The sequence below is a fragment of the Pseudomonadota bacterium genome, from assembly GCA_016711215.1.
Classification (GTDB): domain Bacteria; phylum Myxococcota_A; class Polyangia.
Window position 1 is genome coordinate 475,106 of sequence record JADJTL010000002.1, and the last position, 25,888, is coordinate 500,993.

Genomic DNA, 25,888 nt, shown 5'->3' on the forward strand with positions numbered 1-25,888 from the left:
AACTTGCGGACCTGACCCTAACAGCCCGTTGACAAATCAGCACCGCGCCTTCACGATACTAGCTAGTACTTGCTTGCCGCGCTCGACTGCGGCTAAGCTTCGACTGCGGGGAAGGGCGGCCCATGACGACCAGGAAGTCGAGCGGGGAGCGACGCACCGAGATCGCCGACGCTGCCATCAAGATCATTGGAGAACGCGGGCTGCGCGAGTTCACGGCGGCGCAGGTGGCGCAGGAAGTGGGGATCAAGGACGGGACCGTCTTTCGCCATTTCAAGGACATGAATGCGATCGCCGAGGCCGCGCTTGACCGACTCCAGGCCTTGGTCGGGATGAGCCCACCGCCCACGGCCGATCCGCTCGAGGGCCTCAAGGAGTTTGTCCTTTCCCGTCTGCGCTCCGTGACCGCTCAGCCCGCACTCCAAGCGCTCCTCTTCTCGGACCAGCTTTCCCACGCCCTCGGCGCCGAAGGTCCGCCGCGCGTGGCGGCGCTGCGCAACCGCGGCCGTGCGTTCGTCAGGTCGTGTCTCCACGAGGCTGCAGAGCAGCGCCTCCTTCGCGAGGACCTCGACCTCGAGGCCGCGGTCGTGCTCGTCACGGGCATGGTGATGGGCTTCGTGTTTGCGGCCAAGGACGGCGCATGGGTCGCCCCGATCGGCGAGATGGAGCAACGCTGCTGGGAGACCCTCCGGTCGATGCTCGAGCGAACCCGAGCGGAGTCATGAAAGCGCGGACGAAACTGTTCGCCCTCATCGCCGGCGTCGGCGCCTTCCTCGCGGCCTTTGGCTGGCTGCTGACCACCCACGGGCCGCTGGCCCCCGTCGGCGTCCAGCTCGGCGAGGTCGGGCGCGCCAACCTGAAGCCGAGCGTCTTTGGTATCGGCACGGTCGAGGCGCGCCTGGCCCAGGCAGTCGGGCCGCTCGTGCCTGGACGCGTCCTGCGCGTGCTCGTGGATCAGGGCGAGAAGGTCAAGGTCGGGCAGGTGCTCGCGGAGATGGACCCGATCGATCTCGACCACCGAGTAGGCGCCGCCAGGCGTAGCGGCGCGCGTTCGCGTCAGACACTTCAGCTTGCCGAGGCGCAGGTCGCTGACGCGGCGAGCCGCGCCAAGCTCGCCAGCGTCAACCGTGAGCGCGACCGCCGCCTGCATCGGCAACAGGTCGTCAGCCAGCAGGCGCTCGACAACAGCTCGAGCGAGGCCGAGCGAGCCGCGGCAGCCCTGGCAGCGGCGCAGGCCAACGCGGAGGCGGCGCGGCAGGACCTCGGCCGCGTCGAGGACGAAGCGCAGGGCTTGCGCCGCCTGCGCGCTAGCCTGAGGCTCGTCAGCCCCGTGGACGGCGTGGTGGTCGCGCGCGAGGTGGAACCAGGGAGCACGGTCGTCGCCGGTCAGGCCGTCTTGCGGCTGATGGTGCCCGCGAGCCTTTGGGTGCGGGCGCGCATCGATCAATCGCGCGCCGGCGGGGTGCGGGTCGGGCAGCGCGCCAGTGTCGTGCTGCGCTCCGCCGCCGATCATCCACTGCCCGCGCGGGTGGCGCGCATCGAGCTGCAAAGCGACCCCGTGACCGAGGAGCGGGTGATCGACCTGAGCTTCGACGCGCCACCGGCCCGCCTCTACCTGGGCGAGCTGGCCGAGGTCACGATCTGGCTGCCGGGCGAAGCCGGCGTGCTCGTCTTGCCGAGCGCCGCCGTCGCTCGAGCGGGTGGCCAGACCGGCGTCTGGCAGCTGGTCGACGGGCGCGCCCGCTTCAAGCCGATCACCCTCGGCGGCCAGGGCCAGGCCGACCTGACGCGGCTTGGGTCGGGTCTGGTCGAGGGCGAGCGCGTCATCGTCTTCAGCAGCGCAGCGCTCGAGCCTGGCGTTCGCGCGCGGCAGCAGCGCGTCGAGCCGCGATGATCAACCTCGCACGCCGCGATGTCGCCAACCACCTCGGCCGCTATCTGCTCACCGGCCTTGGACTGGGGCTCTTGATCGGCGTCACCCTGACCATGGCGGGGGTCTATCGGGGCATGGTCGACGATGCCAAGGTCCTGCTCCGGGCCGGCCGAGCAGACATCTGGGTCGTGCAGCAGCACACGCTCGGGCCCTTTGCCGAGCCATCGAGCCTGCCGGACGACGTCTATCGCAGCCTCGAAGGGCTCCCGGGCATCGCCGAGACCGGCAACGTGGCCTATCTCACGATGCAGGTGCAGCACGGCGGCAAGGAGCGCCGCGTGATGCTCGCGGGCTACACGCCGGGGAGGCTCGGCGGCCCGCCCTTTCTCATCGCCGGGCGACCGATTTCCCGTTCCCACTACGAGGCGGTGGCCGACGCCAAGACCGGCTTCGCGGTGGGCGACCGCGTTCGCATTCGTCGCAACGACTACGCCGTGGTGGGACTGACTCGACGCATGGTTTCCTCGGGCGGCGACCCGATGGTCTTCATTCCCCTGAAGGACGCTCAGGAGGCCCAGTTCCTGCGCGACAACGACGCCATCGGCAACGACCGTCATCGCCTCGCCGCGAACGCGGCCCTCAATCGGCCCGGCCAGTCCGCCCTGCTGGAGGCGGTCGAGGCGCTTCAGACCGCCAGCCACCGGGTCAACGCCGTGCTCCTGCGCGTCGCGGAGGCGCATGACGCGCCGCAGGTGGCCGCCAACATCAGGCGCTGGAAGCACCTGACCGCCTACACCAGCGCCGAGATGGAGGAGATCCTGGTGGCGAAGCTGATCGCCACCGCGGCCAAGCAGATCGCGCTCTTCCTCTTCATCCTGGCGCTGGTGAGCGCGGCGATCGTTGCCTTCATCATCTACACGATGACGCTCGGCAAGCTGAAGGAGCTCGCCGTCCTCAAGCTGATCGGCACGCGCGACCGCACGATCGCCGCGATGATCCTGCAGCAGGCCCTGGGCCTGGGGGCCATTGGCTTCTTCGTCGGAAAGTTCGCCGCGACGCTGTGGGCGCCGGTGTTTCCAAAGTACGTCCTCCTCGAAACCAAGGATGCGATCGGCGCCTTCGTGATCACCCTGGTGATCTGCGCACTGGCCTCGGTGCTGGCCATTCGCGCCGCGCTGCGCATCGATCCGGGCGAGGCGATTGGCGGATGAAGCCCATGACGGCGACGGAACCGGCGATCCAGATCGAGAACCTGACGAAGCGCTACGGGCGTGGCACGACCGCCGTCGAGGCGCTCAAGGGCGTGGACATGCAGCTCTACCCCGGCGAGGTCGTCGGCTTGATCGGTCCCTCTGGTTCGGGCAAGTCCACGCTCTTGAAGTGCCTGGGCGCGGTGATCGAGCCCAGCAGCGGCCGCTTCACCCTGGCCGGCGAGGTCATCTACGATCACGGGTGGAAGCGGAGGGACCTGCGCGCGCTCCGTCGCGACCGCATCGGCTTCGTCTTCCAGGCGCCCTACCTGATCCCCTTTCTCGACGCCACCGACAACGTCGCGCTGCTGCCGATGCTCGCCGGCGTGAAGAACGCGGCGGCGCGGGCGACGGCCCTCGCGATGCTGACCGCCCTCGATGTTCAGCACCGCGCCCACGCGCGCATTTCCGAGCTCTCCGGCGGTGAGCAGCAGCGGGTGGCGATCGCCCGCGCCTTGGCCAACAAACCACCGATCATTCTCGCCGACGAGCCGACCGCGCCGCTGGATAGCGTGCGCGCACTCGCCGTCGTCAAGATCCTCAACCGGCTCGCGCAGGAATTCCGCACCGCGATCATCGTGGTCACGCACGACGAGAAGATCATTCCGACCTTCAAGCGCATCTACACCATCCGCGACGGCAAGACCTACGAGGCGCCCGGTGAGGGCCGAGCGCTCTAGCGCTCCCGCACCGGCAGAGGCTGGACGTCGCCCGCGCCGCCTAGAACGAGCGAAAGAGCGCGCTCAGCCCGCGGGCGGTGGTTGCGGGGAGGTCGATGTCGGCGGCGATCGCGGGCAGCCGGGCGACGGCCTCGCGCACCGGGTCGAGGAAGTGGGTTAGCGGCCGCTTGAGGTCGGCGGCGCGCGCCGCCTGCTGGAGATCGTCGCGCGTGAAGCCATCGCGCTTGCCGTTGCAGCAGAGCTGATGGTGGTCGATCCAGCGCGAGGCGGGGTTGTAGCTGAAGCAGAGATCGTAGGCCGGCGCGAGGCGCCAGCGCCCGTGGCCGTCCATCAGGAAGGCGTGGTTCTTGGTGTGGTCGTCCTGGTTGCGGGTGACGAGGTTGAAGACCATCCGCAGAAAGAGCTGGTCGAGCACGTCCTGGCCCAGCCCGAGCGCGCGTGCGGTGGCGAAGAGCCCCTCGTAGTGCGCCGCGCCGGGCGGATTGCGGTCGGCGTGAGCGAGGGCGCAGTAGGTTTGCACGTGCAGCTTCTGCCCCTGCGGCCCGCGGTCGAAGCGCCGCGTCATGAAGTGCGCGCGCTCACCGTCGGCGAAGAGCCGGCACTCGGTCATCTCGATGCCGGCGAGCACGGCCATCACGTGGTAGGCGTACTCGACGCGGCCGAGCTGCTGGCTCGCGGCGTGGCCCTCATCGTCGAAGCCGTCGAACTTGATCAACCAGTGCGTGAAGCCGCTCGGGCAATCCGCCTGGCCGGACATCACCTGCTGGGTCTGCTCGTTCCAGGCGACGATCGCCTTGGCCTTGGCGCCGCCCGCCGAGGTCCCGACCTGAATCAGCTTGTGCAGCGCGTCGTCGCCCGGAGGCAAGGGCAGGGGCTGCTCATGCTGCTGGAGCAGCTGCTCGGCGATGCGCACCAGCTCGTCGACCTCGACCTCGATCACCGTGCTGGCCTCGGGGTCGGTGTCGGGCTCGTACTCCAGCGCGCCGATCCCGCGGCGGCCCAGATAGGCCAGCCGCTCGATCGGCGTCAGATCGGCCAGCCGGCGACCCTGCCGCGCCAGCCAGCGCTCGAGCAGGCGGTTGCCAAAGCGCTCGGGCAAGGAATCGGCGATCATCCCCGGCAACCCGCTGAAGGTCGGGCGATCGGCGAGCTCGGCGAAGGCATAGCTTTGCGCGCGGAGGGGCATCAGCAAGGGACTGGGCTGGAGACCGCTCTCGCGGAACTCGGGGGTGTACTGCAGCTCGGCGTAGCCCTCGCGCGCGTGCCAGCTCAAGGCGCCGAGCGTGCGACCCCAGAGCTTGACGCGTAGCGTGTCGAGCGCGCTCAAGCGTGGCCTCCGCCGCCGCGCTGGCCTGGATCATCGCCGCCGCTGCCGGGGCCCGGCCCCGCCGGCGCCGCGTAGCGCGCCCGTAGGGCCGCCGCATCGGCGAGTGGCAGCGCGGCCCGCGCGAAGTCGGGGGCGGCCGGGGGCTCAGGCCGAGGCGCGCGGCGGCGTGCGCGCGCCTCCCCCGCGAGCCGCTCGAGGGGGGTCGGCCCGGGCTCGCTGAGCAGCGGCGCCAGCAGGTCCAGGCGATCGAGCGCCCGCAGCACGCGCAGCAGCGTGTCCGTACCGACGGGATGGCCCTGCCAGAGGCGCGTGATCGTGGCCCGACCGACCCCCGCTGCGCGCGCCAGCGCGGCGTCGGTGAGCCGCCCGCGGCCCTCTTCCCAGCGCCCTTTTTCGGCCTTCAGTCGCCGACCCAGGGCCGCCAATAGCGTGTCCACCGAGGCGCTCGCGGTGTCGGAGAATTGACTCATATAGGGATCACTATACGTCCTCTGGCCTTTATTTGAATCGTATATTAGCCACTTCGTCCAAGAGCGGCCGAGTCGCGCGGTCCAGTGGGGGGCCCAGTGGGGCCCTTCCGTCCGCGCCGCCGCTGAGCGTCAGTCGTGGGCGCTGAGGCGTCGTACGCGATGACCGCCGGCCCTCAGCAACGCCACGAGACCCTCGGGGCCGAGGACGTGCGAGATGCCGACGGCGACAAAGGCCGGCGCCTTGCCCTGGAGCAGGGCCTCGATCTGCGGCAGCCAGGCGAGATTGCGCTGATGCAGCAAGATCTCGTAGCTCTCGCTGCCGGGCGCGAAATCGAGCTCGGCCAGCGCCTGCGCGTTGCCGTGGCGATAGTGTGCGATGTTTGCCTCGAGCGCGCGGCGAACGCCTTCGAGGTCGGCGAGCTGCTGCTCGAGCGCTGGGATGGCCTCCTCGAGCGGCAAGCGGTTGAGCATCGCCACCTGTTGTTCTGGGGTCTCGAAGCTGCGCAGCTCCTTGCCGGCGCGCTCGGCGGCGTCGAGCAGGCTGAGGTCGATCGCCTCCTGCGGCTCGATCAGCTTCGCCGCGAGCATCGACGCGACGATCCACGGCCGCAGCGTCGCGAGCCGGCTGGCCGGGAAGGGATCGAGGAACGCAACGAGCGCGCCGAAGGCGGCCGGCGAGAGGCGCGCGTCGAGGCGCTCATCGGGGGGCAGCAGCGCCTGCTGCAACAACACGTTGGGCTCGACGAAGCGCGTGTCGGCCTCGTTCTGAAAGACCGCGGCGCGGTCGAAGTAGCGCCAGACGGAGGGGGGAAGGTCGGCGCGTGCCGAGAGGCCGAAGTGGTAGGTGCCGAGCAAATAGACCGGCGCACCGGCCTCGGACTCGACCTCCCACAGCAGCGGTGGCGCACCCCCGCAGGCCGCGAGCGCAAGCGCGCCGACCAAGGCCACCGCGGGCAGGCGTCGCCCGCGACGCCGCAACGCTGGTAGCTCCGGCCGAAACGCTGGGTCGCCCATCAGGCGGCCAGCATAGCGCATCGTGGCGCGCACCTCGATTGCCGAGGGCCGAGCCGGCCCCTGCGCAGGGGCGCGGAGCCAAGCGATTCATCGCGTCGTCGATCGCTGCGCAGCGCCGCGCTCAGTAGAGCTCGGGGACGCAGCTATAGCTGACGTCGAAGTCGCGCAGCGCGGGGCTGTTGCCGGCCTCGTCGGCGCGCAGCACGAACTCGAGCTCCAGCGCGCGCGAGGGCTCGGCGAAGCTCGGGTCGCTCTCGGGCGTCAGCTCGAGCGGCGAGCTCAGGGGCGCGAGCCACGCGCCGGCCACGCCGGCGCCGTCGATCGCGCGCACGCGCACGCGCAACGAGCTGCTGCCGGGCGTGACCGCGGTCCAGCTCACGCGTCCCCAGCGCGCACCGCGGGTGCTGGCGTCGGCGCAGGGCTCGAGGCGGTAGGCCAGCGTACCCTGCGGCTGGGTGATCCGCTGCAGGCCGAAGCCCGTGAAGTCGCTGTAGGTGTAGGGGCTCTTGCCGACCTTGACCTGGCGCGCGGGATCGGTCATCGGCGGCGCGCCGACGACGGGGTCGCCCTGATCGTCGACATCGAGGCGGCTCGCCGCGCTGGCGCTGCCGCTGACGCCCCAGATGTGGCCCTTGCGATCGACGCCAACGCCCCCGCCGGCGCCTGCCGCCTGCCAGTAGCTGGTGCTCGCGCTCAGGTCGATCACGGGGTCATCCGCGAGGCTGGCGGCATCGATGCGCCAGATGAAGCCCTGGGCGACGGCGACCCAGACCTTGCCGCGGTGATCGGGCGCGATGCCGCGCGTGCTCGGCTCGTCGAAGGCGCGGCCGGCCCCGTCGACGAAGCGCTGCGGGTGGCGCACGAGCGTCCAACCCCCCGAGGCGAGGGTCTGGAAGGTCGCGCGATCGGGCCGGTAACGGTAGACGCGCCCGCTGCTCGACCCACCCAGCCAGACGCTCTGCTGGGGGTCGATGGCGATGCCATAGAAGCCGCTCGCCGTATTCGGCCGATCGGGATCGATCGGTGGCAGCAGGCGATAGCCCCGCTCGTTCGGCGAGGCGGTGTCGAGGTAGGCCAGGCTGACGTCGTTTCCCACCGACCAGAGGGTGCCGAAGCGATCGATCGCACAACCATAGGGGGCATGGCCCGCGGGCAGCTCGTAGGGCCCCTCGAGCGCACCGGTCTCGCCCTGCACGCGGTAGAAGCGATTGCTGTAGGGCAGATTCGCGGCGGCCCGATGCTGGTTGGTGCCGACCCACGCGTTGCTCGCCGCCTGGCCGGCCGCGCCGCCGTCGAGGCAGACGGAGCGACCGACGTCGCGCTCCTCGCCGAAGTTGACGGTGAAGAGCAAGCAGTCGTCATCATAGCCGTAGAACTCGGGCGGACCGCCCGCCAAGGCCCCGTCCAGCCCCGTCTCGGTGCAGACGGTGCGCGCGTGGTCGGGCTCGCCATTATTGTCGCAGTCGACGGTGATCGCGCCGTCGCCATCGCGGTCGCGCGAGGTCTGCACGCCGGGCACGCCGTTGCGGTCGTGGCAATCGGCGATGCGGTTGGCGATCTTCGTCACGGAGGGCTGCCCATAGTCCGCATTACCGGCGCAGGATCCGCTGCTGCAGCTTCCGCTCAAGCAGTCGCTGTCGTGCTTGCAGGGCTTGGCATGCGCGCGGTTGGCGACCCAGACGTCGGAGAGGTTGTCCACCGCGGTCCGCGAGGGGCGATGGTAGAAGTCCTGGACGATCGGTCGCTCGTGGAGGTCGAGGCAGGGCTCGCCGGCGGCCACCGGGCCCCGCGAGGCGCAGGTGACCGTGTAGTAGCGGGCGACCTCCTTGAGGTTGATCGTGTCGATCTTCGAGACGGTTCCGCGCTTCCAGTCGAGGTCGTTGGCGATCCACATGAAGTTCGTTTCACGCTCGCTGCTCTGCAGCACGACGTCGCCGTTGGGGTCGAGCCCCAGACCCTCGACGCGCGCGAGCGCGGGCTCCTCGGCGGGGTTGAGCACGAAGGGGCTGTTGCCCCAGACCTTGCAGGTGTCGTCGCAGGTGCCACAGGCGTTGCGCAGGCCCTCGTCGACCACCCCGTCGCAGTTGTTGTCGCGCCCATCGCAGCGCTCGAGGGCGCCGGCGAAGACCGTCGGATCGCCGTCATCGCAATCCGCACCGGCGGCACAGCCCTCGCCAAAGCCGTCGTGATCGAGGTCGGTGCCGCCCCCGCAGATTGGGGCCGCGGCATCGCGCGCGCGTCCTCCAGCATCCCCCACGGCAGCAACCAGGCTCGAGTCGCAACCGACGCCCAGCACCAGCAGTGCGGCACCCAGCAGCCGCGTGAGCTCACAGACCATGCGTGTGGGGTAGCTCATCGACGACACGTGGCTCCCCTTCCTTTGGCCTCGGCTCGCGGGCACTAGGGCACCCTCGGCCGCAGCACGCGGATTCGGTTGTTGAGACGATCGGCGATCAAGAGCTGGCCAGCGCTATCGAAGGCCAACGAGACGGGGCTCCACAGCGTGGCGGTCGCGAGCGGCCCGTCCTGGGCATGGTTTTCGTAGCTCCAGTCATGCGAGCTGACGTAGTCGACGCCGGCTCCAGTCACCGGATCGAGCGCCCAGATGGCGTCCCCCTTCGTCGCCAGCACGGTCTGCGCCCCGTAGAGGCCGGGCCCGACCGCGACGCCGGTTCCAACGACGTTGCGCTGCAGGGTGCTGATCGTGCCGTCGCGGGCGACGCGCCGCACGCCGCAGCCGCTATCGGCGACGAGGATCGTGCCGTCGGCGGCGAGCGCCAGGCCGTAGGGGTAGACGCCGAACTGGCCCGTGCCGAGCGGTCCGTCGACGCAGACCCCGTGACGTGCGGTGCTGCCCACGGGCTGGCTCGCGTTGACCGTCGGGTTGTTGGGGCTGCCGGCGAAAAATTCGGGCGTGCCGGTGCCGAGCGCGGGGATCTTGACCAGCATCGGCATGCCATCCCAACCGCTCTTGCCGTACTTGACGCTATTGCCCGCTCCCGACTCGTTATAGGTCGAGACGTAGAGCGCGCCCTCGGCGTCGGCGACCATGCCACCCGCGAGGCTCGGCTGCGGACAGCTCGGCTCGCCCGGCACGCAGACGGAGCCCACGAGCGAGACCTCACCGCTGGCGTCGATCTTGGAGATTCGCCGCCCGCAGAGGGCATTGGCCACGTAGACCTCCGCGCCGACGACGGTCAGCGCTACCGGCGCGCAGAAGGCGGCCGTGCGGGCAGAGCCCGGGCTTTCCGCCATCAGCCCGCTGCCGAAGGAGGTGACCGTGCCGTCGGGCGCGATCCGCCGCACGCGCTGCGCACAGCGCTCCGCGACCCAGACCACGCCGTCGCCGGCGACGGCGAGGCTGGCGTTGCAGCTCGCGAAGGTGAAGGTCGCGTCAGCCGCGGCGCCGTCCGCCACCGCGATCCGCCCGGCCGTACCGAAGACCTCGACGGGCTGGCCGTCGAGATCGTAGCGGCCGAGCGTGTTGGCGAGCAGCCCCTCGGCGGGCGCGGCGTAATACCAGCCGCCGAACCAATGGAAGGTGCCGCTCGGATCGGGGAGGGCGCTGATCACGGAGGCGAGGCTGCCGACGCGCGTGGTCGTGGACGGGGTGGCGGCCGGCAATGAAAAGACGCCCCTGTTCCAGAAGGCCGCGTAGAGCTTGCCATCGACCCCCGCGGCGAGCATCCCGTAGCCAGGCGAGCCCTCAGTCGAACTCAGCGCGTAGGCGGTAGCCACCGCCGCATCGGGCGCTCCCGGCTGGGTGACGGAGCGAATCGTTCGACCCGTGTACTCAGCGATGAAGACGGTGCCGTCGCGACCCACCGTCACGCCCGAGGGCCCCGTCAGCAAGGCCTCAGCGGCGGGCCCGTCGCTGGTGCCGGCCTTGCCGCTGCGGCCGGCGATCGTCCGCACCGCGACCGTCGGGCCCAGGCTGACCTCGCGCAAGACGTGCGCCTCCATATCGGTGAAGTAGAGCTTCTCGGCGTGATAGGTCAGGCCACGCGGTCGGCCCAAGCGCGCGACGCCGACGCCGCCGTCGACGATCGAGGTGTCGCCGGGCTGCCCGATCAGCAAGCTGACCGTGCGGTAGTCCGCCGAGAGCTTCCAGATCGCGCCGCAGTCGTTATCGGCCGCGTAGAGGTTGCCAGCGGGGTCGCGCGCAAGACCAATTGGCCGCCGCATCTCGGCCACCTCGACCGGCCCGGCCCGGCAGCCGAAACGCCCACCGCCGAGGCGACCGACGCTCCGCGCCGCAACCCTTCCGATCGCCGTCGTCCCGCGGTTGACGACGCGAAGCCCAGCGGACGCGCCCTCGGTGAAGAACAGGTTGCCCTGGCCATCGGCGACCATCGCTTGCACGCCGCCAAAGCTGGCCTCCGCCAGCGGCGCATCGGCGACACCACCGCGGCCGCTGCCGCTCAGCGTATCGATGCAGGCGGCGGCGAAGCAGCGTCCCCCGCAGCAATTGCGGCGAAGCGCAGGGCAGGCGATGGTCGCGGCGCAGGGTGTGTCGCCCTCCCCCGGCCCCGAAAGGGCCGCGTCGCCCCGCGCGCCCTGGGCGTCGCCCGCGCTGCGTGCATCAATGAAGGCGAGCCCCGCGTCGGACGCCAAGACGGCGTCGCGCGCAGCCGCCGGGCCGGTGCTGGTGCAAGCTCCCAGGCTCCCAAGCAACCAACACGAAAGCAGCCAGCCCAGAGGGCGCTGCGTTCCGGAGCTTTGTCGCTGCCTGATCTTTCGCTGGCTGCTCCAGGGTGGATAACTTCTCCAAGCAGATAACGTCACGCAACCCTCCAAGGTGGCGAAGCCCCGCGGCGGCGACGAACCTGCTTGCGGGGCAAGGTGACCTGGCGGGGGCAAGATCACGAACCCGCAACCGTGCCCGTATCTTGTAGCAGCGCGCCGAGCGCGTACAATCGGATCCTGCACAGTCCGACTCATCGTCTGAAGCATCGCTTCCGTGTAGCGTGCGGCGCAACGGTCAAGCCGCCTCGCCAGACACAGCCGTGGGGTGGTGGAGCTTGAGCCTGAAAGCGGTTTCCAGGCGCGCGATTGGCGCCGAGCTGCTGCTCTTGTTGCTGCTGCCGGCGGCGCGCGCGCGCGCGGAACCCACCCCCGCGATGCCATCCGACAGCGGCACCCTAGGTGCGTCGGAAGGGGCAAGCTACGAAACCGTCGTGACGGGGACGCGCTTCGCCGAGCTCGCCTTCGACAGCCCGCGCTCGATCGACACGGTGTCGCAGCGACGCCTGCGCGAGCAGGGCGCCTCGACCACGCCGGCAGCGCTCGAGCAGACGCCTGGGGTCACGATGCAGCGCACCAACACCGCCGGCGGCGCGCCGATCGTCCGCGGCCTGATCGGTCAGCAGGTGTTGCTCTTGATCGATGGCGTGCGCCTCAACAACGCCATCACCCGCTTTGGGCCGAACCAGCTGCTGAACACCGTCGATCCCTTTCAGCTCGCGCGGATCGAGGTCCTGCGCGGCAGCGGATCGATGCAGCATGGCTCTGATGCGCTTGGCGGCGTAATCAACCTCGTCACCCGCCAGCCCCTGCTCGAGCCACAGCGCGGCTGGGATGCCCGCGCCGCGGCCCTGTCGCGCTACGAGAGCGCGGCGCGCGCCGTGGTGACGCATGCCGAGGTCGAGGGCCAGCTCGGCGGCGTCGGCCTGCGCGTCGGCGGCGGGTGGCGGCGCTTTGGTGAGCTCGAGGGCGGTCGGCGCACGGGACGACAACGCTTCACGGCCTACGGTGACGGTGCCCTCGACGTCGCCGCCGCCTGGTCGCTCGGTCGCGCCGGGCTGCTGCGCTTGAGCTACGCCACGGTGCGACAGCATGATGCGCCGCGCACCGATCGCGCCGCGCCAACCGACTTCCAGCGCTTCGCCGACCAACTCCGCGACCTGGTCGCGCTGCGCTACGAGGGACGCTTCGCCTCGCCGCTCTTGGCCGAGGCGCAGGCCTCGCTCTCCTACCACCTGCAGCGCGAACGCCGCGCCCGCTTTCGCCTCGATCGTGACCGCATCGAGGAAGAGCGCGATGCGGTCGGCTCGCTCGGTGGCATGCTGGCGCTGCGCAGCGAGGCCCCCCGCGGCAGCCTCCATTACGGAGGCGAGGTCTACTACGATCGCGTGGCCTCCTCGGCGGCCTACGAGGCGATCAGCAGCGGCGCGCGTGCGCCCCAGGCACGCGGTCGCTACCCCGACGGCGCGGGCTATACGCAGGGCGGGCTCTACTTCTTTCACCGCCTCCCCCTCGGCAAGCGCCTGCAGCTCGATGCCGGCGCGCGCGCGGGAGCCTGGGCCGTCGACATCGCGCGCGACCCGGCGCTCGGGGGCGCCCTCGAGGTGCTGCGCCTCACCGCGGTCGGCAGCGGCCAGGCGCGCTACCGGTTACTCGAGGGGCTCAACCTGGTCGCCAGCGTCAGCCAAGGCTACCGCGCGCCGAACGTCGACGACTACGCGGCGGAGGGCTGCAGCGGGCAGGGCTTCGACCGAGCCAACGCCGAGCTCGCCCCCGAGCGCAGCCTGACCGCGGAGGGCGGGATCAAGCTCGATCTCTACGGCCGCCTGCTGGGGAGCGCCTTCTATGCTTACACCTACCTCGATGATCTGATCGTGCGTCGCTCACTGACGGAGACGCCGGACCAGGCCTGCGGCAGCAACGCCGATGGCACCCCCCTGCTCCTGCCCGTGACCCAACGCGAGAACGCCCAGCGTGGCCAGGTCCAGGCGTTCGAGGCGCAGCTGAACGTCGCCCTGCTGCGCGGCTGGTGGCTCGACGGCTGGGTCGCCTGGACGCGGGGCAGCGTCAAGCCGCGAGGCGCGCCATCCGAGCCAATGAGCCGCATCCCGCCGCTGACCGGGCGGGTGGCGATCCGCCATCAACGCCCCTCGACGCGCCTCTTCGGCGAGCTGGCGCTGCGCTGGGCCGGCGCCCAACGCCGACTCAACAGCGCCGACCGCCGTGACCTGCGCATCTGCCCGGCGGGCGCGACGGACTGCACGGGCACGTCAGGCTATGCCGTCGTTGATCTCCGCGGGGGCCTCGCGCTCACACCCCAGCTGCGGCTTTCCCTGACGCTGGAGAACCTCAGCGACGAGACCTACCGCATCCACGGCTCGGGCCTCGACGGCCCCGGCTTCAACATGATCGCCACGCTGGAGGGAAGCCTGCCATGAAAACCGGCTGGCGAGCCGCGCACGCGCGGCGCCTTGGCCGCCCCCTCGCGCGTAGGGCCGCTGACGCTGCGCTGCTGGCGCTACTCAGCGCCACCCTCGGCTGCGGCGCGACCCTCGGCGATTTCTGCCACGACGACGACGACTGCGCCGGCGCGCTGCGCTGCAGCGCCTCCGCGGGAGCGCGCGGCGTCTGCGTCTATGCCGACGCGCTGCAGGCCCTGGACGGAGGCCAGAGGAGCACCGACGGCGGCGCGTCCGGACGAGACGGTCGCTAAGAGCCCGCTGAGCGTTGACGCTGAGCGCGTCGCGGCTTGACGGGCAGGGGCACGGCGCGGATGCTCGCCCAGGGGCGGCGAGACACCATGCACCTGCGACGCATTTTGGCCGGGCCGTTATGCTCTCTTGCCGGCGCTTGCCTTGCGCTCGCAGCGCTTGCGGGCTGCGTCAGCGTCAAGCCCGCGGTGCTCGATCGCCACACCCAGCTCGAGAACCAGCTGATCGGCCAGCTCTGGCCGCTCGAGGAGCGGCTGATCCTCGCCTCGTCGGTCCGCAGCGCGCAGGCAACGGGTCAGGACGCCGGCGCTGCGACGCTGGCGCCCGACGAGCGACAGGCGCGCGCGGCCGCGCTGCGGCGCGCCTTCAACGCCGATGATCTCGAGCTGCTCAAGCAGCAGCAGGTGATCGGCGAGGGTCGCGACGCCGAGCTGAAGCTGCTCCTGCCGCCGCGCGGGGCCGCCGAGGCGCAGCGCGTTGGCGCGCTGATCGCCGAGGAGAACGCCGACCGCCTGGTGCTGCTGCGACGCGCCGTGCAGCTCAGCCCCGAGCTCGGCCTGGCGGGCCTCGCCGTGGCGCGAGAGATTTTTCACCGGCTGGTGCTGCAAGTGGCGCGGCCCGGCGAGCGCGTCGAGGGCGTGGGGCGGGGCTGGGCAACGGTCCCGGCGCAGCCCGCCGCGGAGGCCCGCGACCTTGGACCTGAGCGATGATAACCCGCTGGCGCGCGCTGGCCCGGCTCTTGGTCGGCCTGGCGTTGACCGGCAGCGTCTGGTCCGCCTGCCCCGAACGCCGCGCCGCGCCGCGCCGCGTGCCCCGGTCGAGGCCGGTCGCCGACGCTCCGGCGCCGCGCGCTCCTCTCGCCGCGGCGCCGAGCGCGCCGACGGGCAGCGCGGGCGGCGGCGAAGGCGAGGCGGCGGGGGCCTTCGGATCGGGCCTCGATCGCCAGGGCAAGCCCCTGCGTTGGCTGGCCCTCGGCGGCGGCGCGACCCCGGAGATGAACCCGGTGTCGATCGAGCAGGACATCGCTCTAGCCGCGCAGGCCCTGGGGGGACGGGGCCTGATTCTCTTCGCCGGCGGAAGGGGGGCCCGCGACGTCCAGGTGCTCGACCCGAGCCCGCGGGGTGATCCGCTGCTGCGCCAGCTCGCCGCCCTCTTCGATCCGCGCGGTGGTCGCGAGAGCAGCTATCGTCGCAGCAGCCTGCCGATCGCCGCGGCCGCGTCCTTCGAGCACGCGCGCCAGGCCGTGACCCGCCTCGCCGGCCTCGAGGGCGAGGCGTTGACGCTCTACCTGGCGGGGCACGGTGAACAGGGCGAGCATCCGCGGGACAATTTCCTGGCGCTCTGGGGCGGCTCCGAGCTGCGCGTCAGCGACCTGGCCGATTGGCTCGAGCGCGCGCGACGCAGCGTGCGCGTGGTGGTCACGACCTGCTTTGGCGGCGGCTTCGCCGAGCTCGCCTTCGCCGCGGCGCGAGCCGAGCGCGGGGCCCCGGCGGGGCTCCGTTGCGGCTTCTTCGCCACGCCTGCCGACCTGCCAGCGACGGGCTGCGACCCCAACCCCGACCGGGCCGCGCAGGACGGCTACGCGCTGCACTTCTTCAACGCGCTGCGCGGTCGCGATCGCGACGGCCGCGCCCTCGATCTCGACGCCCTCGATCTCGACGCGGACGGGCGGATCTCCCTGCTCGAGGCGCATACGCGCGTGAACCTGGCCTCGCCGAGCGCGGACGTGCCGACCACGACCTCCGAGCGCTGGCTGGCGGCCGTGGCGCCGCGACGGGGAAGGCGGCGGTCGGTCGTGCTGCCCGAGCAGGAGGCGGTGGTGGCCGTGCTCAGCGCACGCACCGGCCTGCCGCCGGAGGCGCGCCAGGCCCACGCGGCGCTTCATGCCCTGGAGCGCCAGGTCGACGCCGCGCGTGAGCAGCGCGAGCGGGCCGGAGCCGCCGAGGAGCAGGCCGCGGCGGCCGTGATCGCGCGCCTGCTCGGACGCTGGCCGGTGCTCGACGACGCCTGGCATCCCGACTTCGGCGCGCTGCTCAGGCAGGAGCGCGCGGCGATCGCGGCCTACCTGGCCCGGTCGGCCGAGTATCGGCACTACCAGCAGGCGGGCCAGGCGCTCGAGGCCGCGCAGGACGCCTACTGGCAGCTTCGCGAGCAGGCCGCGCCGGTCGAGCGACTGACGCGCGCGCTCGACTACCGCGAGCGAGCGGCGCGGCTGCACGCCGCCAAGGGCGGGGCGTGGCGGGCCTTTGAGCGGCTACGCGACTGCGAGCGCGGTGCCCCATGAGCGCGAGCGGCAGCAGCACGCGGGCTGTGCTCGCAGGAGACCGGCGCCTCCTGCTGCTCGGGCTCGTGCTCTGCAGCGCCTGCGGCGCTCGGCAGGGGCCAACGGCCATGCTGCGCGCCTATCAACTGCGGAGCCCGCAGCGCCAGCTCGGACGCATCACCTGGCTGGCGCAGTTCGCCAGCGACGAGCTCGGGGGCACGCTCTCGCCCGACGGTCGGCAGCTCGCCTACGCCAGCGATCAGAAGGGCCAGCTCGATATCTGGGTCAAGGACCTGACGACAGGGCTGCCCCGCCGCATCACCGACCATCCCGCCGAGGACACGCAGCCCGCGTGGGCGCCCGACGGACGCGCGCTGGCCTTTGTTTCACAGCGGGCCGACGCCAAGGGTGACCTCTACCTTTGGCGCGACGGCAAGCTGCGACGGCTGACGGGCGCAGCCACGGCCGACGCCTTCCCTGTTTTCGCGCCCGATGGACGCAGCCTCTTCTTCAGCAGCGGTGAACCCGGCCGCGAGCAGATCCGACGCCTCGAGCTGGCGACGGGCCGTAGCGAAGCGATCAGCGCTGCCGGTGCGACGCATGCGGCGCTGAGCGCGGACGGGCGCTGGCTGGCCTACACGCGCGCCAGGGCGGGCGAGGTCGCGCGGATCGAGCTGCTGCGCCTCGGTCGGCCACGGCAAGCGCCCCGCGGCGTCACCGTCGCGGACGCGCCGGCGGGCTTTCCGACCTTCACGGCCGACGGCCAGTGGTTGGTCTTCTGTCGCTTCCGCCGCGGCGCGGCCAAGGAGCCGCGCAACGCCAAGACGCCGGCGTCGCTCTGGCGCGTCCCGCTCGAACCCCTGCTCGCCGGTCGCGAGCCGAGCGCCGTGATGGCGCTGGCGGAGCAGCTCACCAGCGATGGCGGCGACGCGCTGCTGCCGCGCGCCCACGCACGCGGGTTGGTGATCACCGCGCGCCACGCCGGCAGCCTCGACCTCGGCTGGCTGCCGACGAGCGGCCTGGTGCCCGTCACGCTACCGCCGGCGGCGCTGCGTGCCCTGGCGCGCGACGCGCGCGATCCCTGGGCGAGCTTGCTGCTCTGGCAGCACCTCGAGCGTGATCGCAGCTACGGCAGCGAGGCCCGCTACGCCAGCGCCCAGCGCTGGCTGGCGGTTGGTGAGCTCGATAAGGCGCGGCGCGCCCTCGAGGGCCTGGCGGCTGCAGCAAGGGTCGAGCAGGCGGAGGACGCGGCCATCTTCGTCGCCCGGGCGCAGATCGACCTGGCGGTCTCGCCGGAGCTGCTGGCGCAAATAACCGCCCAGGGTGGGTCCACGACCAGCGCCACGGCAGCGCCGAGCAGCGCGGCGCGCGCGCGCCTGCCCGCGGACGCCCATGCGGCCCTGCGGCGCCTCGAGCGGCTACGCCCGCACCTCGCCTCCACCGCCGACGCCGCGCGGGGCTACCTGCTGCTGCGGCAGGCCGAGCTCGAGCAACTCGCCCATGCCTTGCCGGCTGCGCTCTCGGGCTATCAGCGCGTGATTGACGCCTTCGCCAGCCAACGCGACCTGGTCAGCCGGGCGAAGCTTCAGCTCGGCGCGGTCTATGCGCAGCTGCGCGCCCCGGAGCTCGTGGCCAGCTATTACCTCGGCCTCCGCGCCGAGGGCGAGCCGGCGCTGGACGAGGCCGTGGCACGGGCGCTGATCGCCCTGCATACCGGCGAGTCGCAGGCCAAGCAGCTCGAGGCCCTGCGGGGGCTGCTCGATCGGCACCGACCGCCCGCGCCGATCGCGGCCCGGTTGCTCGCGCGCTTGGCGCTGCTGCATGAGCAGCGCGGCGAGCTCGACGCGGCGATCGAGAGCCTGGGGGCCGGACTGCAGCGCCCCGCGCTGCCAGTCGAGCTCACCGCCGAGCTTGGCTTCGAGCTCGGTCGGCTGGCGCTCTTGCGCTCGCGGCAGCTCCGGCAGGCCGGCGCGCCCACGGCGGCCCTCGCGCACTACGAGCGCGCGCTCAGCGCCTACGAGCGCATCCTCAGCGAGAGCGACCCGGCCAGCGAGACGCGCGCGCGCGCGACCCGCGCTCACCTGCGACTGGCGCTGCTCGAGGCCACGCAGCTCGCCCTCGCAGGGAAGCGCGCCGCGGCCGAAGCGCGCTACCGTCGGCTGCTCGCGCTCGATGATCAGGTGCTGCAGGCGCATCGCGGCCTGCTCGCGCTGGGCGCTGCAAGTGCACGTCGGGCGAGTAACCGTCACGCCGCCTGGTCCGCGCTGGCCGCGCCCTATCGCCGGCGGGCTCAACGCGATCGTGGCGACGCCGTGGCGGCCTACGCGCTGGGCTACCTGGCCACGCTGCGCACGCCGCTGCGCACGACGGACCTCGACGAGGCTGAGCGCTGGCTCAAGCGCGCGCGCGCGTTGCGGCCCCAGAGCCCCTTCGGACACATGACGCTCGGTTGGGTCTACGAGATGCGCGAGCGCTTCTTCGGCGCGCGCCAGAGCGGCTGGCTGGAGGAGGCCGCGCTCGCCTATGAGCAGGCGCATGCGCTCAACGACGCCTCGGTCGACCCGCAGACCGAGGCCGATCTGCTGACCAACCTCGCCAACGTCTTCGCCGCGCTGGGCAATGGCTGGCGCGAGGTCCTCGAGTATTGCGCGCAACGCCGGACCCTGGCGCAGCCCTTCGGCAGCGCGGAGCAGGAGGCGTTTCATCGGCTGAGCTGCGGCCGCGCGGCGGCGGCGAGAGGCGCGTACGCGCTCGCGGCCAGCGAGCTCGAGCGCGCACACCGCCTCGCGCGACGCCTGGGCCTCGACGCGCTCGAGGTGCAGGTCCTCGCGCAGCTCGGCGTCAGTGAGCAGCTGCGCGGCGCCCTCAAGAGCTCGAGCCGCTGGTTGAGCAAGGCGATCGAGCGCGTGCGGCAGAAGGGACACGGCCAGGCGCTGGCGCCCTTGCAGCGGACGCTCGCCTACAACGCATTGCTGCAGCGCGATGGCCGCGCGGCGACACAGCACCTGCAGGCCGCGGAGCAGGCGCTGAAGCGCTGGGGCGTGGCGACGCTGCCGAGTTTCCTCGCGGTGGCGACGGCGCCCGAGCCGAGCACGATGCCGCTGGGGCTCGACCTGCGGGCGGAACGCCAGAGCCAGCGGGCGCTGCGCGAGATCCTGGCCGAGCAAGCGCGCGAGGGCCCGAACGCGCGGCGACTGCAAGGCGAGCTGGTGCAAATGCAGCAGGCGCGCAGCGAGCAGCAGGAGGTCGGCGAGCTGCGCCGTGAGCTGCTCTTGCTGCGCAATCGCAGCGCGCTGCTGGCGGCCGGACAGGGCGACCGCGTCGCCTACGCCGAGGCGTTGGACCGAGCCTTGAGCGAGGCCAGGGCGCTGCGCGAGCCGGAGGGGATGCTCGATGTGCAGAGCTTCGCGCTCGAGGTCGGACTTGCCCTCAACCGCGCCGAGGCGCTGCTCGACGCGCTCGCGGCCGGCGCACCGGTGGCCGCTGCCGAGCTGAGGGCCAGTCAGACGCTGCTGCGAGCGCTGGAAGCGCGCCGAGCGGCGGGGCGCGCGCCGAGCGGCACGCCGACCGCCCCGCCCGGGCGCTCGGGCGCCGGCGCGGGAGGCACGCCGGCGGAGGCTCCGCTGCTCAGCCAGCGGCTGCGCTTGGCGCTTTGGTGCGACCTGGCGCTGCTGACGCTACAGGTCGCGCCGGCGGGCACGCCCCAAGACGCGGCCGCCGAGGCGGCGACTGGCCCCGTCGAGGCGGCGGGCCCCGGTGACGCTGGCGACGGCGAGCTCGCGCGGCTCCAGGCGGGCTGGGCGGCGGGGTCGCCACGCAGCGCGACGGAGCGCGCCGTCCAACGTCTGCTCGCGCGCGCGCGGCCGCTGACGCAGGCGGTCCGGCTGCTCGAGGCGAGCCTCGCCGAAACGGATCCGCGGCAGGCGCAGCCCCCGGAGGCCAGCCCCGACGCGCCGGCGACCGGGGGCATCGGCGACGCGCTCTGGTTACCGCTAAGCGCGCGTGAGAGCCGCCGCTGGCATCTCGCCATCACGCTGGCGCTGGCCCGCGCGGGCGTGACGAACGTCCCGCCCCTGGCGCTCGAGGCGCATCCCAGCACCGAGCTGCTGCGCCAGGTGGCCGCGGTCAATGTGGTTGAGGACCTCGGTGCCCAGCGCTACGCGCTCAGCGCCGAGCTGGCCTACCGCCGACGCGACGCCCGGGCAATGGCGGCCGCGGTGGACGGCCTATTGGAGCGCCACCCCTTGCTCCTGGCGCCCGCCGACCTGGCCGAAGCGGGCAGTCTGCGCGACACCGTGTTCGGGCGGGCGATCGCGCTGGCGCTCGATCAGGGCGACGCGGCCGCGGCGCTACGCTACGCGGAGCTGGCCGAGCGGCGCGCCTTTCTGGACGAGCTGGTGGCGCTCGGTCCCGCGGGCAGCGGGCCGGTCGGAAGGGCGATCGAAGGGCTGCTCGAGCGCGCGGCACGCTATCGTCAACACGCGAGCGAAGTGCCGGCGGCGGCCCCCGAGACCGCAGCAGAGACCTGGCGCGAGGAGCTGCAGCGCCGCGAGCGCGCCGTGCGCCAGGCGCTGCAGGCGCTCGAGGTCAGCAGTCCCGCGGTGGCGGAGCTGCTCAGCGTCGGCAGCTTCGAGCTCGCTGCGCTGCAGCACGCGCTCGCCCCAGAGACGGTGGCGCTGCGCCTGCTCGATGACGGCGCGCGCGTGGCGGTGGTCGCCCTGCGGTCGCAGGGTCGACCGCGGCTGCACCTGCTCGAGCAGCGCCTGTCCGCGTTACGGGCGCTGAGCGCGGCCGCCCGCGCCAGGCTCCTGCATCCGGTGCTCTCTGCCGCCGCCGGCAACGCTTCGCGCATTTTGCTCGACCTCGGCCCACTCGACGACCCGGAGGCGACGCCAGCCGCGCTCGGGCTCGCCCCGGCGCGCGTCGCGCGACTGGCCACACTCTGGGAGCTGCGCGATGCGCAGGCGGTGCGACGCATGCCCCTGCCGACGATCGTGCAGCTCGCGCCAGGCGCGGCGGTGGGCCAGCGCCCGCGCCGTGGCACGCCCGCGACGGTCGAGCTGCGAGGGCTGCCAGCCGCGGCCCTCAGCCGGGCGTCGCTGGAGCGCGTCGCCACCCGCAGCGGACTGCTCTGGCTGGATCTGCCCCTGCGCTGGCTCGGCGGCTCGGCGACGAACCTGGTGCTCGCGGCTGGACCGGGCCGGGCGCCGTGGCGCTGGGGCCATCAGCTCGGGCTCCTGCTCGACAGCAGCGTGGCGGCGCTTCCCGACGCGGAGCTGAGGGGCCCCGGGCGTCGCGCACAGCTCGTGGCCTTGCTGCGCTTCCTGCACGCCGCGGGCGTCTCAGCAGTAGCACTGGGCACCGCCAGCGCGCCGCCACCCGCAGCAACGACGCGACCCCTGAGCGCCGTTCTTCCAGCGGCCTGGGCCCGCAGCGCCGATCTACCGCTGAGCGCGGCGCTGGCGCCGCTCGGGCTGACGCTCTTCGGTGACGGGGGCGTCGATCCCGCGGAGCGCAAGGCCTTCGCGCAGGCGCAGCTCAAGCGCCTAGTGCTCGCAGGGGCCAAGGCCTTCAACGCGAGCCCCCGCCAGCTCGCGCCGGCGATCGCGGCGCTGCAGCCGGCCCTGCACTACATGAGCTTCGCCGGCGATACGCGTCTGCAAGCGGGAGCCTTGCTCTACCTCGCCAACGCCCATGGCCTACGTGAGGACTACGCGCGGGCGCTCGCCCCGATGGCCGAGCTCGTCGCCCTGCGGCGCGCGGCGTTGAAGACGGCGGAGGTCGCGACCAAGCCGGACCTCGCGCGCTTGCGGGCCAAGGCCGAGCTGGTGACGGCCCTGCGGCAGATGGCCTGGCTGCGCCTGCGCCACGACCAATTCGACGCCGCGCTCGCCGCGAACGCCGAGACGGTGGCGATTTACGAGGAGGTGCGCCGTCCCGCGCTGTTGCGCGAGGCCCTCGGCCAACGCAGCACGATCGCGGAGCGCAAGGGTGACCACGCCGAGGCGCTGCGGGCGGCGCGCCGCAGCCTGGCCTTGGCGAGCAGCGCCGCAGCCACGCCGATCCCGGGCGCGTTCGCCGCCTCGGCCGCTGGACTCGCCGCCGCGCAGGACGCGGTCCGCGTCGCGCAGCTGCTGCGCCTGCGCTTTGCCCGCTTCCGCGAGGCCACGGTGAGCGTCGAAGCGGCGCTGCGTTGGTTGCCCCCGCTCGAGCCGCCGCTGCTTCCGCGCGCTGCCGCCGCGCTCGCCGCGCTGCGGCCGACGGCCACGGCGCTGACCGGCGCCTGGCTCGAGCTCGGGCGGATCGCCTCGGCCCGGGGGGTCTTCAGTGACGCGGTGCGGCTCGCGCGCCGCGCGCTCGCCTTGCTTACCGCGGCCGGTCTGCCGCAGGACGCTGCCCTGCTCGAGCTCGTTAACAGCCTCTATTACGCCGGCGCGCTCGGCGAGGCCCTCGCCGCGGCCGAGCAAGGTGTGACCCTCAGCGCGGACGATCCGCCGCGCCGGCTGCAGTTCCTCAACGCGCGCGGCACGACGCTGGCCGCGCTGGGACGGAGCGACGCCGCGTTGGCGACCCTGAAGGAGGCCCTCGCCGAGGCGCGCCGACAGGGCCTCGCAGGCGAGGTCGCAGCCACGCTCAACAATCTTGGCTTCGCGCTCAGGCTGGCGGGCCGGGCGGACGAGGCCGCGACCCGCTTCGGCGACGCGCTCGAGCTCGACCGCGCTCGCGGCGACGCGCTGGGGATGTCCTTTGCTCTCGCCAATCGCGGGTTGGCGCGCCTGCAGCTCGACCTGCGGCGCGAGGCGCGAGACGACCTGGAGCAGGCACTCGCGCTCGCGCAGCGGATCCGCGCCGCCCTCAACGAGCTCAAGGCGCGCCACGGCCTGGGCGCGATCGAGCTAACGGAGGGTCGCGCCGAGCTGGCGCTCGCGCAGGCCGAGGCCGGCCTCGGGCGCGCACGCGAGGTCGGTCAGCGCGCCTGGATCTGGCGCTTCGAGCTGCAGCGTGCGCGCGCGCTGCGGGCGCGCGGCCGCGGCGCGGAGGCGCGGCAGGCGCTCGAGCGGGGCGCGGCGCTGATCGAGAGCTTGCCGCCGCAGCTCGGCCAGGCGAGAGCGACCGGCGAGAGCGAAGAGCCAACGAGCGCGCTCTACGATGAGCTCGTCGACCTGCTGGCGACCTCGGGCGAGGCGGAGGCGGCCCTCGTCGCCGCCGAGCGGGCTCGGGCACGCGCCGGTATCGATGCCGGTGGCGCGGCCGCCGGGCAGCTCGGCCCCGGGCTCGTCGGCTCGCCGCTGCAGCGCGTGCTGGAGCTTCAGCGGCGCTTGGAGGCGCTGCGCAGCGCGCTGCTGCAAGCGGGCGTGGATGCAGCGGAGCGCGCGTTGCTCCGCGCCGAGGCCGACGCGCTCGAACAGGCGCTGGCGCGCGCCCGGGCGGAGCTCGGCGCGGTGCAAGCGCGCCTGCTGCGCCTGCTCGACCCGCCGCCCTGGGATCCTGCGCGCGTGGCCCAGGGCCTGGCGCGCCAGCCCGACACGATCGCGGTGGTTTACTACAGCACGGCGCGGCGCCTGGTCCTCTGGGTCGTAGCTGCCGCCGACGACCAGCACCTGGCGGTGACGATGTCGATCGTCACCGTGACGCGCGATCGCCTCGCGACCACCCTGCGGGCGCTGCGCGCGGGGCTGCAGCGCTGGGAGGATGTCCAGCCCCTGATCGAGCGGCTCTCGACCTGGCTCGTCGCGCCGCTCGCGGGCGCTGCCCGCGGCCCTGCGCGGCATTGGCGGATCGTGGCTCCAGGGCCGCTCCGCGACGTTCCCTTCGCCGCGCTCGGGGCGCGCGGGGCGCCGCTCGCCGCGCACGTCACGCTCAGCTACCTGCCAGCGCTCGCGTGGTTGGCGGAGGCCCCGAGGCCGCAGCTCACTGAGGCGCGCGGGCCGTGGACCTCGGTCGCCTGGGACGGCGATCCGGCCCAGCCGCTGCCGCTCGCCGAGCGTGAGAGCGAAGCCCTCGGCCGCACCGCCAGCGAGGTCAGCGCCTACACGGGCAGTCATGCCACGCGCCAGGCGCTGCTCGAGGCCTTCGCCAGCGGCCGGCAGGTCCATCTCGCGGCGCACGTCGACGGCGACGCAGCCGCGGCGGAGGGTGCGATTGGGCTGGCGGATGGCAGGCTTTCAGCGCTAGAGATCCTCGCCAGCCGCGTCAGCGCCCCGCTCGTCGTGCTCTCGGCCTGCGAGGGCGGGCACGCCACCGCTCGGGGCGGCCTGGCCTTGGACACGACGCTGCTGCTGGCGGGCGCCGGCCAGGTCGTAGCAACGACGACCCGCGTTAGCGATCTGGGGGCGGCCCTGCTGATGAAGCTCTTCTTCCGCCAGCGGGTGCGCGGCCTCAGCGCCGCCGTCGCCCTGCAGCAGGCTCAGTTGCTGCTGCGGGCACGATGGCCGCATCCGGCGGCCTGGGCGACCTTCCGCCTCAGCGAGCTCGGAGCGGCCCCGGCAACCAGCGCGCGCGCGGCGACCCCGGCGGGGCCCGGAAGCGATCGACGCGAGCAGCGGTCGGGGGCTCCGGCCGGCAGCAGGCCGGCGTCATGATCTTGACGGTCGGCCTGACGCCCGCCTGGCAGCGGGTGATGCGCTTTAGCACCCTGCAGCTCGGGGAGGTCAACCGCACTGCCGAGGTCGTGACCTGCGCGGCCGGAAAGTCGGTAAACGCGGCGCGTGCGCTCGGCCAGCTAGCGGCACCACACCACGCGCTGAGCTATGCCGGCGGCGCCACCGGCGTGGCCTTTCAGCACGATCTGACCGCGCGGCGTATCGCGCATACCCTTGTTCCCACGACAGCGGCGACGCGCACCTGCACCACGGTGCTCGACGGGGTCACGGGCAGCGTCACCGAGCTGGTCGAGGAGGCCGCGCCGGTCAGTGGGCAGGAGCTCGAGGCGTTCTGCAGCGCCTACCGCGCGCTGGTGCCGCAGGCGAGCGTGGTGGTCTTCAGCGGCTCGCTGCCGCGCGGCTGCTCGCCAGAGCTCTATCGCGAGCTGCTGCTCGAGGTGGGATCGAGACCGACCGTGGTCGATGCCCACGGGCCGGCCCTGCTGGCCGCGCTCGCGCAGCGGCCGAGCTTCGTCAAACCCAACCGCCAAGAGCTCGGTCGCACGCTGGGACGCGATCTCGCCGAGGACACGGCCCTGCGCCGCGCGATGCACGAGCTGAATCAGCGCGGCGCGCGCTGGGTCGTCGTCAGCGACGGGCCGCGCCCGGTCTGGATCAGCGGCAAGAGCGGAAGCTACCGCTGCGCGATTCCCCCCGTCCCCCTGCTCAACACCATCGGCTGTGGCGACAGCCTCGCCGCCGGGCTGGCCCTGGGGCTGCATCGCGGGCTGCGTTCACTCGAGGCCGTGCGCCTCGGGGTCGCCGCGGCCGTGGCCAACGCCAGCACGCTGCTGCCCGCCGAGCTCGACGCGACCCGCGTCGACGCTCTCGTCGACACGCTGCGCCTGGATTGATCGCGGCGCGCGGCCGCGCCTGCCAGCCGCTGCGGCCGGGCGGCAGGTCCGCGGCTTGACCGGC

15 protein-coding genes are annotated in these 25,888 nt (G+C 72.9%); 10 read left to right on the forward strand and 5 right to left on the reverse strand.

Going from position 1 to position 25,888, the window contains the following annotated elements; all coding sequences use genetic code 11:
* The first annotated feature begins 122 nt into the window (after nucleotides 1-122).
* From IPL40_07035 to IPL40_07050, 4 genes are read left to right on the forward strand one after another with little or no spacing between them, the layout of a single operon-like run.
* Nucleotides 123-722 (forward strand): TetR/AcrR family transcriptional regulator, encoded by a 600-nt coding sequence (locus IPL40_07035; GenBank protein ID MBK8480915.1) that lies wholly within the window; start codon nucleotides 123-125, stop codon nucleotides 720-722.
* A complete protein-coding gene (locus tag IPL40_07040; GenBank protein MBK8480916.1) occupies nucleotides 719-1,891 on the forward strand; it encodes an efflux RND transporter periplasmic adaptor subunit in 1,173 nt (390 codons plus the stop codon). Before IPL40_07035 ends, IPL40_07040 begins: the two co-directional genes overlap by 4 nt.
* A complete protein-coding gene (locus tag IPL40_07045; protein ID MBK8480917.1) occupies nucleotides 1,888-3,081 on the forward strand; it encodes an ABC transporter permease in 1,194 nt (397 codons plus the stop codon). The genes IPL40_07040 and IPL40_07045 overlap by 4 nt, the downstream gene beginning before the upstream one ends.
* A gap of 5 nt (nucleotides 3,082-3,086) precedes the next feature.
* Nucleotides 3,087-3,800, forward strand: coding sequence for an ABC transporter ATP-binding protein (locus tag IPL40_07050; protein ID MBK8480918.1), 714 nt, complete (start codon nucleotides 3,087-3,089; stop codon nucleotides 3,798-3,800).
* Between the two features lie 40 nt (nucleotides 3,801-3,840).
* On the opposite strand, the gene IPL40_07055 is transcribed toward IPL40_07050, so the two are convergent.
* From IPL40_07055 to IPL40_07075, 5 genes are all read right to left on the reverse strand, one after another.
* A complete protein-coding gene (locus IPL40_07055) occupies nucleotides 3,841-5,127 on the reverse strand; it encodes a type II toxin-antitoxin system HipA family toxin (protein MBK8480919.1) in 1,287 nt (428 codons plus the stop codon).
* A complete protein-coding gene (locus IPL40_07060) occupies nucleotides 5,124-5,597 on the reverse strand; it encodes a hypothetical protein (GenBank protein ID MBK8480920.1) in 474 nt (157 codons plus the stop codon). The genes IPL40_07055 and IPL40_07060 overlap by 4 nt, the downstream gene beginning before the upstream one ends.
* Nucleotides 5,598-5,726: 129 nt before the next feature.
* A complete protein-coding gene (locus IPL40_07065; protein ID MBK8480921.1) occupies nucleotides 5,727-6,632 on the reverse strand; it encodes a TraB/GumN family protein in 906 nt (301 codons plus the stop codon).
* A gap of 100 nt (nucleotides 6,633-6,732) precedes the next feature.
* Nucleotides 6,733-8,967 carry a hypothetical protein gene (locus IPL40_07070; protein MBK8480922.1) on the reverse strand — a complete coding sequence of 745 codons (2,235 nt, stop codon included), beginning with the start codon at nucleotides 8,965-8,967 and terminating at the stop codon, nucleotides 6,733-6,735.
* 44 nt (nucleotides 8,968-9,011) lie between these two features.
* Nucleotides 9,012-11,225, reverse strand: a complete 2,214-nt coding sequence (locus tag IPL40_07075; GenBank protein MBK8480923.1) for a hypothetical protein — start codon at nucleotides 11,223-11,225, stop codon at nucleotides 9,012-9,014.
* Between the two features lie 407 nt (nucleotides 11,226-11,632).
* On the opposite strand from IPL40_07075, the gene IPL40_07080 reads away from it, so the two are divergent.
* The 6 genes from IPL40_07080 (at nucleotide 11,633) to IPL40_07105 (ending at nucleotide 25,824) form a co-directional block, all read left to right on the forward strand.
* Nucleotides 11,633-13,792 (forward strand): TonB-dependent receptor, encoded by a 2,160-nt coding sequence (locus IPL40_07080; GenBank protein MBK8480924.1) that lies wholly within the window; start codon nucleotides 11,633-11,635, stop codon nucleotides 13,790-13,792.
* Nucleotides 13,789-14,067 carry a hypothetical protein gene (locus IPL40_07085; protein MBK8480925.1) on the forward strand — a complete coding sequence of 93 codons (279 nt, stop codon included), beginning with the start codon at nucleotides 13,789-13,791 and terminating at the stop codon, nucleotides 14,065-14,067. The genes IPL40_07080 and IPL40_07085 overlap by 4 nt, the downstream gene beginning before the upstream one ends.
* Before the next feature lie 186 nt (nucleotides 14,068-14,253).
* Nucleotides 14,254-14,775 (forward strand): hypothetical protein, encoded by a 522-nt coding sequence (locus tag IPL40_07090; GenBank protein ID MBK8480926.1) that lies wholly within the window; start codon nucleotides 14,254-14,256, stop codon nucleotides 14,773-14,775.
* The gene (locus tag IPL40_07095) at nucleotides 14,772-16,349 is read left to right on the forward strand and encodes a hypothetical protein (GenBank protein MBK8480927.1); all 1,578 of its coding nucleotides are present in this window, start codon (nucleotides 14,772-14,774) and stop codon (nucleotides 16,347-16,349) included. The genes IPL40_07090 and IPL40_07095 overlap by 4 nt, the downstream gene beginning before the upstream one ends.
* Nucleotides 16,346-24,910, forward strand: a complete 8,565-nt coding sequence (locus IPL40_07100; GenBank protein MBK8480928.1) for a CHAT domain-containing protein — start codon at nucleotides 16,346-16,348, stop codon at nucleotides 24,908-24,910. The genes IPL40_07095 and IPL40_07100 overlap by 4 nt, the downstream gene beginning before the upstream one ends.
* The gene (locus tag IPL40_07105) at nucleotides 24,907-25,824 is read left to right on the forward strand and encodes a hexose kinase (protein MBK8480929.1); all 918 of its coding nucleotides are present in this window, start codon (nucleotides 24,907-24,909) and stop codon (nucleotides 25,822-25,824) included. The genes IPL40_07100 and IPL40_07105 overlap by 4 nt, the downstream gene beginning before the upstream one ends.
* Nucleotides 25,825-25,888 lie beyond the last annotated feature (64 nt).